Genomic DNA, 9,473 nt, shown 5'->3' on the forward strand with positions numbered 1-9,473 from the left:
CGACTCCGAATACGATCGATTATTTAAGGAGCTTCAAGATATTGAAGCTGCGTACCCGGAGTTAATTAGTGCTGATTCTCCGACTCAAAGGGTTGGCGGCCAACCGCTCGATAAATTCGCCCAGATTGAGCATAAGATTCCTATGCTTTCTTTGGATAATGCATTTTCTGCTGATGATTTACAGGCCTTTGATTCTCGACTACATGCGCGCCTAAGCGGCTCTGCCACGATAAGTTATGTTGCAGAACCAAAATTAGATGGTGTTGCAGTAAGCCTTTTTTATAAGCAAGGCAAGTTAATTTATGGTGCGACTCGTGGTGATGGAAAAGTGGGCGAAGATATTACTCACAACGTACGTACCATCAACTCAATACCGCTTCGTTTGCTTGGTAGTGGTTTCCCTGATGAACTAGAAGTGAGGGGTGAGATATTTATGCCTCTGGTTTCATTCAATCGACTTAATGAAGAAGCGCAAACGAACGGAGACAAACTGTTCGTTAATCCGCGTAATGCTGCCGCAGGTAGTTTACGCCAGCTCGATTCCAAAGTGACAGCGAAAAGGCAATTGAAGATGTGCGCCTATTCTGTTGGCTACTCTTCTGGACTAGGGCTTCCCAGTAGTCACTTCTCAACACTTGAAAAGCTTAATGAATGGGGCTTTGTGGTCAATAGCGATATGCAGCAACTTCAAAATATTGAGGAATGTATCGCTTACTGTGAGATGCTTAGCGATAAGAGGTCATCACTCGATTATGAAATAGACGGCATCGTGTTTAAGGTGGATGATTTTGCAGCCCAAATGGAATTAGGCTTCGTTGCGCGTGCGCCACGCTGGGCTGTTGCTTATAAGTTTCCTGCTCAAGAGGAGCTTACAGTGCTCGAAAGCGTTGACTTTCAGGTTGGGCGTACCGGCGTTCTCACGCCTGTTGCTCGTTTAAAGCCTGTTTTTGTCGGTGGCGTGACCGTTAGCAACGCAACCTTGCATAATATGGATGAAGTTAAGCGTTTACAAATAAGGGTAGGTGACACGGTTGTCATTCGCCGTGCCGGTGACGTAATCCCTAAAGTTGTACGATGTGTTAAAGAGCGTCGACCACCAGATAGTGTTGATATTGTCCTGCCAAAGTGCTGCCCCGTTTGTGATTCCCCTGTAGAAATTGAAGAAGATGGCGTGCTCGCTCGATGTAGCGGCACACTTGTCTGTGGCGCGCAATTAAAAGAGTCTATAAAGCACTTTGCCAGTAGAAAGGCTATGGATATTGACGGTTTGGGTGATAAGTTAATCGACCAGCTTATTGATAAAGAGCTAATCCAGGACGTAAGTGATTTATATAGACTTGATGCAAAGAACTTAGCGCTCTTAGAGCGTATGGGTGAAAAGTCAGCAAAAAATATTGTATCCGCCATCGAGATATCCAAGCGATGTACACTTGCTCAATTTATTTTCGCTTTGGGAATTCCAGAGGTTGGTGAAACAACGGCAGAGCTATTGGCTGAGCAGTTTGAAAAACTAGAGCGCTTAATGCAAGCAAGCAAAGAGCAATTGATAGCGTTAAATGATATCGGGCCGATAATGGCTGACAATATATTTACGTTTTTTCAGTTCGAGAACAATCAACAAAAAATATCCCAGCTAATCGAGTTGGGAGTGAGTCCAGCGCCTTTAATTGTGCCAAAGCAAAGCTTTGAAAGTGCGTTTAAAGACAAAAAAGTTGTTATTACCGGTACGCTTCCAAGTATGGGGCGTGACCAGATGAAAGCACTACTTAAGGAAAATGGTGCCAAAGTTCAATCAAGTGTATCTAGCAAAACGGACTACTTAATTGCGGGTGATGCTGCCGGTTCTAAGCTAGATAAGGCAGCTAAACTCGGTGTCGAGGTGCTTAATGAGGAACAAGTGCTCTCACTAGTTAAATAAGTGTGAACCATAAGACGTTTCCATAAAGTCCAGCTGTCACTTACTCACTGTTTTTAATATCATTTAATAGATTCAATAATTTGCGACGTCAACGCAAAAAAACAATGAGTAGAGTAATGGATTATTTGCACGTCTTGATCAAAGCAACTTTTACATCAGTTTGTCTAATGCTAATCGGTGGCTGTACTGGCGATAGTGATAGCTCTGAACCACAAATAGCTGCTGTCGAGCTATCCAGCCCACCACTCGAAATACTTGGATTCCCACCCCAAACCCTATACTACGATAGTCCATTTACATTTACTTTTGGTGCTGCTGGTGGGTCTGGTGCATATCAAATGGCCTATGTTAAGCATCCTGAAATTAATGATGATGTAACCGACATCGATACGAATATTGTTGATATGTACATCGAAAACATTAGCTCTTCCGCTGATGATGATGACGCAATAAAGCCTGCATTTAAGCTAGAGGCTTTAGTAGAGTTTCCAGAGGGAGCATCTCCGGAAACTCTGGTAGGTAGAAACTATACATACGGGCTTGAATTGAGTGATGGTATTAATTCAACTTCTGAAACATATGATTTCTCTGTTGCTGCAAACGCTCTTTCTTTCTCGGGAGGCTCGATTATCAACGAGGGGGCTTCCTCTATCGCAAGCATTAATAATCTTGTAACGGCCTATAATGCTGGTAACACCCTCGTTTGTAACCAAGTTGGTGACATAAGTTTAGGCCGTAGGGATGTCGACGGCGTGCATGTTTACCCTGCAGCTTTCCTTGTTGAATTAGAGGCACCTGTCTCAAAACGGACAACTGCTTATTATAAAACCACATCCAAATACAGCTCAGATCTGCGAGAAAGAAACGCCTCGAACATAGAGTATGCTCGCCCTGATGTTGATTATCGTTCAATTGCAGAGGGTGATGGTAAGGTAGTCTTTGAGGCTGGGCAGTCAGCCTGTTTTGTGTTGGTAGAGACAATTGATGATGGGATAATTGAGAGTAATGAGACCTTTGAAATAGAATTTACCTCGGTAGAAGGTGCGCTGATAGACATTGCTTCAGCAAATAAAACTATTGAAATTATCGACAATGAGCCTAGCGTAACAATGTCAAATATTGAAAGTGTAGGAAATGAGGGCTCCTCTTACAACATTCCCGTTAACCTACGGGCACCCTATGTAGCAGACGTTGAAATTGCTATTTATGTCGATACAGATAAAACAACAGCGGAGCAGTCTGATTATTTGCTTACCCCTGAAAACGGAGTTTTGCTGATTCCTGCTGGTAGTCTAAACGGGGCGATTTCCGTTGATATTCTAGAGAACGAAGATTTCGATGACGACTTAAGCGAAGATGAAAAAATAGTTATCCGTACAGATATTGAGGATATTATTGATGCAGAGCCAAGTGAGTTTATTATCAATGACTGGGTCGATAACGCAGTTGTTGCAAGAGGTGAAATTGGACAAGAGGCTGTAGATTTTACTATTGACTCAAATGGCCGTGTAATTTCCTTAATTTCTGACACTTCAAATATTAATAGCGTAATTACCTTGAGTTTGAGGCATCGTTCTGGCGATATTGCTTTAGTTGACGGCCTGTCTGACTTGGTCATTGCGCTTCCAGATACGAATCTTAAGCCAATATCAATTTCGACAAGTAAGGATGAAGTTGATCGAATAGTTATTGTGTACGAAGTGGAAGCGCAAAATGCTGATGGTTTTTTTGGACGCCGCGATTTTGGCGTTATGGTCTTGGCTGGGAGTGAATCCGGCGCGTTTGATGTCGAGTCTACTTCATATTATGGAAGCGAGGAAGATGATTTCATAAGCAGTACTCGCTTGTATGGTAAGGAATTGTACGTTTCGGGAAATACCTCTGGGTTCATGTTGAATGGTGAGCCTGCCGATATTGCGAATCGAGGCGGAGTCGACGGCTTTGTCTATAAAATTGATATCACTAACAATGCACCTGTTTGGTATCGCTTTGTTGGAACTGAAGAAGACGATGACATAAAAAGCATCGATGCGGGCAATCGAGACCTGATTTCGCTTAGCGGAATAAGAACGAGTTCGATGGATGGAGCTATTGGTTCACTTTCTGTAAGCACAAAGCTCACTCGCGAGAATGTAGATTTTCCAGAAATAAGTTCAAACCGTGATGATAATGTAAGGGTGATCAGATATGACTCTGACCTTTCCGGCTTTAGTGTGCTAGCTGATGGCCTTGGATTAGAGTACTCAACCACAGGTGTGACAAGCTCGTTAACCAGGGATGTGGTGGTTTATAGTTATGATTCTGCTTTTAATTCGACTGGTTATACAGAAATTTCTTCATCCGGGGCTGATGTTGGTGTCGCGATGATAAATACTGATGAAGACGACTTGCTTATTGTCGCAGGACAAACTGATGGTCAGTTTTCTGATCAAACCAAACTTGGTGGTGATGATGCCTTTGTGACGGTACTTGGCAGAGAGGGAGCCGGATATTCACAGATTGGGCTTGTGCAATTTGGTTCAATACAAAATGACAGAGTGATATCACTTAAGGAGTATAGTGATAGTAAGTTTCTTGTGTTGTGGAGTGAAATGCAAACTGACCCTGGGCAGGAGACTTATAGGATATCGGCGTTTTCTAATAGTGGCGAAATGTTGTCCTCGCCACTATAGCGTTTCACAATGATAAAGTGGTGCTCAGAGGCTATAAGCGCCTTTTAGTAGCATTCTCAACTGAAGCTTTGTCTTGTCTGCTTCTTTCGTGCGTTCGGTCTTTGTGGCGTCCAGGCAGTTGCCGCCCATCTGAAAAACAATCGTTACCATAGCTTCCGCTAAAGCGTTGCGCGTCTGATAATCCAAGGCGGCTTTGTTTGTTCCTTCTATCGCGCGCACTTTAAGATATTCTTCAAGCTCAGTAACAACGTGTCGAATTTCCAAATTAATCGCAGATCTAAACTCTTGAGAGTTACCAGTATGCTCCCGTAACAACAAACGAAAGTGGTTTGTGTTGCTCATAAGGTATTCAATAAAGGTATCGACAGAAATATCAATTGCAGTGCCTTGTTCTTGAATTCTGGAGCGAGCCTTTCTAAGAAGTTGGCGTAATGCTAAACCTGCCTCTTCGACCAAGGCTAAACCAAGGTCGTTCATGTCATCGAAGTGTCGATAGAAGGAGGTTGGTGCAATACCCGCCCCACGTGTTACCTCACGCAGACTGAGCCCGGAATAGACGCGCTCGGGACTCAATAAATCTAGAGCACTATCTAATAAAGCTCTTCGTGTTTTTTGTTTCTGCTCAGAACGTTTTGTCACAGCTACTTTTCTCAGAACAATTAATAATTTAGCGTATTCGATAATGATAGCACTAACAATTAGTCTTGTGGGCGTAATCCACTCATAATTAACGATAATTAGCTATCGCCAGTGCGGCCTAAGTATCAGCTAGATTAACCTGCGCTCATTTTATTCTTGGATAAGTTATTTAATACCTTGCGGGTAGTGCATGGTGAATTTAATCTGTTGAAATATTGCGTTTCTGCCGCACATCGTCAATGCCACCTGCATTTGTAACTCTGCTATACCCGGCTGCAATCAAAGCATTCTTCGCTTTTTCCGCGCGCACACCCCTGGCGCAATAAACAACAATCTCAGTGTTTTTGTCGGGATACTGCCGGCTAACTATAGGAACGATTTCGTTGTGGGTGGCACGTAGGTCACCATCTATATGGTCGAAAGTGTGTTCAATTTTACTTCTCACGTCGATCCAGACAGGGTCTGCCAATATGATATTGGAGCCAAAGGTGGCAAAACATAGTAATACTAGGCGGAATAAATAGGATGGTAATCTCATAGCTTTAAGTCCCTGTAATGAGTAGAGGCTAATATAAAGCCTAGAAACCGAAGGCAAATATGTCAAAAAACGAGGGAGTGTAACCGGAGGTATTATGATCTATGTACGCAAAATAGAATACAACCTAGCTAGGGACTCTTGGAGCTAATAAAGATTTACTTAGTTGAAAAGCTGCTCGATTAGAGCAGCTCAGGAAAGTAATAAATCATTAAATATACTGCTAGCAAAATGGCGACCCAAACAACCATGGTCTCAGTTGGCCATAGCCTTGCAAAGTATCCTTTTGGTTTTCCAGCTTTGGTGTCATAAGAGTTTTGAATCATTTGCTTAATTGAATAAGCGAGTGATTTTTCAATCTTTTCATAGGTGCAATAGATCGTGCATGCTAGCCTTTTTACAAACGCGGGAGCAAGCTTTCGGTATAACCAGTCAGCATCCAGATTTGTGGAAGGTAGTTCTGGCGGGTATAGATTGCGCAGGTTTAACCATACAAACGCTAGAGCCGAGAAGAACAAAAGCTGTAACTGCGTAAGAACGTGCGTAATATCGTAGGGCTGGTAGCTGTGTTCCCAGGGCAATAGAGCGTAAACAGTCTGAGCAGGAAAGGTACCTAGTACAACACACCCAACGGCTGCTAAGGTCATCGCAATTAGCATGTTTTTGGGTGGTTCAGTTGTACGGATACCTGAATCGTGAGCAAAAAATGCGAAGTAAGGAATCTTGATGCCCGCGTGATGAAATACGCCGGCAGCGGCAAATAGTAATAATAACCAAACAACATCATAGCCTTCAGCTACTGCAGCAGCCATAATCATTGACTTCGATACGAAGCCGCTGAAAAGCGGGAAGGCCGAGATAGACGCAGCACCAACAATACAAAGTATGGTTGTTTTTGGCATGCTCTTGTAAAGGCCGCCAAGCTCTGAGCCATTGATTTTACCTGTCATGTGCAAGACAGCGCCCATTGTCATCATCAACAGACCTTTAAATATAACATCATTAAAGGCATGGGCAACGGCACCGTTCAATGCAATGGCGGTACCTATACCAATCCCCACAATCATAAAACCAATTTGGTTAATAAGGCTGTAGGCAAGTACTCGGCGGAGATCATTTTCGATAACTGCAAAGAAAATTGGAAAGCATGCCATGGTGACACCAATCCATACGAGAATTTCTTCACCGGGGTAGGCCCGAGCAAAAGCATACACCGCGACCTTTGTTGTGAACGAGGCTAAAAATATTGTTCCGCTTGGTGTCGCTTCAGGATACGAATCAGTTAACCAGTTGTGCATAAAAGGGAAGGCACACTTGATTCCGAAGGCGAAAAAGATTAGCCATGCACCAACTTGGGCGATGCCCTCATGCTGCAAGCCGATATGAGTGAATAGTAAGCTATTGTTAACGTGCGCGAAGATCAATAGACCTGCAAGTAACAAAACGCCAGATAATACTTGAATGATCAGATAGCGAATACCAGAAGAATAGGCTCGATCTGTTCGACGAGCCCAAATAAGAAATACGGATGTGAGTGCCAGTAACTCCCAGAAGACGAAAAGGGTAAGTAAGTCACCGGCAAATACTGCGCCGACAGCACTACCTGCGTAGGCGAGGCCTGCGACGTGCTGCACAGTATCCTTAACGTGCAAGGCGTAGATGATGGCGATTAGAGCAGCAAGATGGAAAAGATAGCCAAACATCAAGCTAAGTTTATCAACCTTAACTGGCTCTAGTGCATAGCCCATAAACTCCATAGACCAGAATACGCCATGCTCTAGGCCGACCAAGTTAAGAGCACCTAAAATGGGAGCCGCTAACATGATGAGGTTTCGTGTCCAGCCACGTAATAGTAACGCAGCTAAAGCACCTAGCATTAGGGGAAGAAATGGAATCACATTACTCATCGTAGTAATCTTCACCTCGCATCAGAAAGGTTCGCATCCATGTTGCTATGAAAACGAGAATAGAACAGCCTACAAAGCCGTAAATGGCATAAAAAGCAGGGAAGTTCTCCCAGCTGTGGTAAATATGGCGGTGAACAATAAAGTCAGCAATCACTAGCAAAGCACATGCGACATAAAATACTTTTAACATCTTTTTGACGTTTTCTGGCTTGTCGAACCAGCCATCTGAAGAGTGATGATCAGACATTTAGCCTTCCCCCATATTCGTTGATACACCTGGAATCAAATTTATTAGATCGATCAGGGGTTGAGGATAGAAGAACAAGGCAAGACATCCAAACGAAGTCACGCCAAGTGCTATTAAAATTGGTAACGGAGCCTCTTTAGTGTCCGACCATGCCCAAGGCTTAGATTCTTTTGCTTGGGTATTAAAGAATGCTTTGATTGGGATGGGCAAAAGATAAGCGATATTAAGCAAGGAACTTATCATTAGCACGGCGACAATGATGAGCTTGTCAGATTCAAGAGCGCCCATTGTCAGATACCACTTGCTCCAGGTTCCTGCCATAGGAGGAAGGCCAATTATACTTATTGCACCAATCGCAAAAGCAGCAAAGGTGAGTGGCATTTGCCGGCCAAGTCCCACCATGTCGCTGATGTTCTTTTTGTGACTGGCAACCATAATTGCACCGGCGCAGAAGAAGAGGGTGATTTTACCAACAGCATGTGTGGCGATATGTAAGGCAGCACCGGCATGGGCGATAGATGAAGCAAGCAGAGCACCCACGACAATGTAGCTTAGTTGACTTACTGTAGAGTAGGCCAGTCTAGCTTTCAGGTTGTCCTTAGTCATAGCAATGCAAGACGAGAGCAGTATCGTGGCAGCGCCGATATAGAGCATAATATCTGTGGTTGCGAGCTCTTTAAGCTGGTCGATCCCGAAGATATAAATAATTATTTTTAGGATACTAAACACGCCCGCTTTTACGACAGCGACAGCGTGTAGCAGTGCACTAACCGGTGTTGGCGCAACCATTGCGGCAGGTAGCCAGCGATGGAAAGGCATAATGGCTGCTTTACCAATGCCATAGCAGAATAGAACGAGTAGAACGCTAAGGACGGCCTTGCTGTGTGAATTATCAAAAATTCCACCTGCTTGGAAATCCAATGTGCCTGTTAAGCTGTAAGTACCCAAGACAGCAAAGAGTAAAAATGCGATTGATGTACTAAGCAAGATGCCGAGGTAAGTTCTGCCGCCTTGCTTGGCTGCTTCAGTCCCAGCATGTGTTACTAGTGGGTAAGTTGACAGTGTTAATACTTCATAAAATATGAATAGTGTTAGCAGGTTGCCTGAGAAGCAAATTGCCATAACGGAACTGATCGCCAGTGCGAAGCAGCAGAAAAATCGAGTTTGGTTTTCTTCATTGTGGCCTCGCATATAACCAATCGCGTAGATGCTGGTAATGATCCACAAGAAGCTCGCTACAATAGCGAAAAGTACGCCAAGGGGTTCAACTTCAAAGCTGATCCCAAGACCTGGAAATAAGTCGATAACATCAAGCTTAAGGGCAACACCCTGAAAGGTATAGTCGGTAATTGCTAATACGATAGAGAATAAGATAGCTGCTGTACTTAATGTGACAGCCTCTCTGATGTTTGGGTTCTTACCTGTTGCGATAACGATTAACGCACCAATAAAAGGTACAAGAATCGAGAGGGTGATCAGCTGTGATGGCTCAATACCTTGCCAGAGGTTCATGGAGAAACCTCCTGAGCATTAATACTTAAGGTTGTATTCTGGA

At 43.7% G+C, this 9,473-nt stretch carries 7 protein-coding genes; 2 read left to right on the forward strand and 5 right to left on the reverse strand.

Annotated features, from left to right (window positions below; genetic code table 11):
• Both ligA and A3766_RS04960 read left to right on the forward strand, forming a co-directional pair.
• A partial coding sequence (ligA, locus tag A3766_RS04955) for an NAD-dependent DNA ligase LigA (protein ID WP_068641825.1) occupies nt 1–1,918 on the forward strand: 1,918 nt, incomplete at its 5' end.
• 116 nt (nt 1,919–2,034) lie between these two features.
• Entirely contained in the window at nt 2,035–4,590 is a 2,556-nt protein-coding gene (locus tag A3766_RS04960) for a Calx-beta domain-containing protein (protein ID WP_068553186.1), read from the forward strand.
• 24 nt (nt 4,591–4,614) lie between these two features.
• On the opposite strand, the gene fabR is transcribed toward A3766_RS04960, so the two are convergent.
• From fabR to A3766_RS04985, 5 genes are all read right to left on the reverse strand, one after another.
• Nucleotides 4,615–5,229, reverse strand: a complete 615-nt coding sequence (fabR, locus tag A3766_RS04965; RefSeq protein ID WP_068508482.1) for an HTH-type transcriptional repressor FabR — start codon at nt 5,227–5,229, stop codon at nt 4,615–4,617.
• Between the two features lie 199 nt (nt 5,230–5,428).
• Nucleotides 5,429–5,767, reverse strand: coding sequence for a rhodanese-like domain-containing protein (locus A3766_RS04970; RefSeq protein ID WP_068508484.1), 339 nt, complete (start codon nt 5,765–5,767; stop codon nt 5,429–5,431).
• Nucleotides 5,768–5,946: 179 nt separating this feature from the next.
• On the reverse strand, nt 5,947–7,671 hold the full coding sequence (locus A3766_RS04975) for a Na(+)/H(+) antiporter subunit D (RefSeq protein ID WP_068508486.1): 1,725 nt from the start codon (nt 7,669–7,671) through the stop codon (nt 5,947–5,949).
• Entirely contained in the window at nt 7,664–7,918 is a 255-nt protein-coding gene (locus A3766_RS04980) for a hypothetical protein (RefSeq protein WP_068508488.1), read from the reverse strand. The genes A3766_RS04975 and A3766_RS04980 overlap by 8 nt, the downstream gene beginning before the upstream one ends.
• On the reverse strand, nt 7,919–9,430 hold the full coding sequence (locus A3766_RS04985; protein WP_068508490.1) for a monovalent cation/H+ antiporter subunit D family protein: 1,512 nt from the start codon (nt 9,428–9,430) through the stop codon (nt 7,919–7,921).
• Between the last annotated feature and the right edge of the window lie 43 nt (nt 9,431–9,473).

This window comes from Oleiphilus sp. HI0132 (assembly GCF_001635845.1).

Bases quoted from the DNA above. Each gene is read 5' to 3' on its own strand.
- A3766_RS04985 (WP_068508490.1), bottom strand. From the start codon at position 9,430: ATGAACCTCTGGCAAGGTATTGAGCCATCACAGCTGATCACCCTCTCG.
- A3766_RS04975 (WP_068508486.1), bottom strand. From the start codon at position 7,671: ATGAGTAATGTGATTCCATTTCTTCCCCTAATGCTAGGTGCTTTAGCT.
- A3766_RS04970 (WP_068508484.1), bottom strand. From the start codon at position 5,767: ATGAGATTACCATCCTATTTATTCCGCCTAGTATTACTATGTTTTGCC.
- A3766_RS04980 (WP_068508488.1), bottom strand. From the start codon at position 7,918: ATGTCTGATCATCACTCTTCAGATGGCTGGTTCGACAAGCCAGAAAAC.
- A3766_RS04960 (WP_068553186.1), top strand. From the start codon at position 2,035: ATGGATTATTTGCACGTCTTGATCAAAGCAACTTTTACATCAGTTTGT.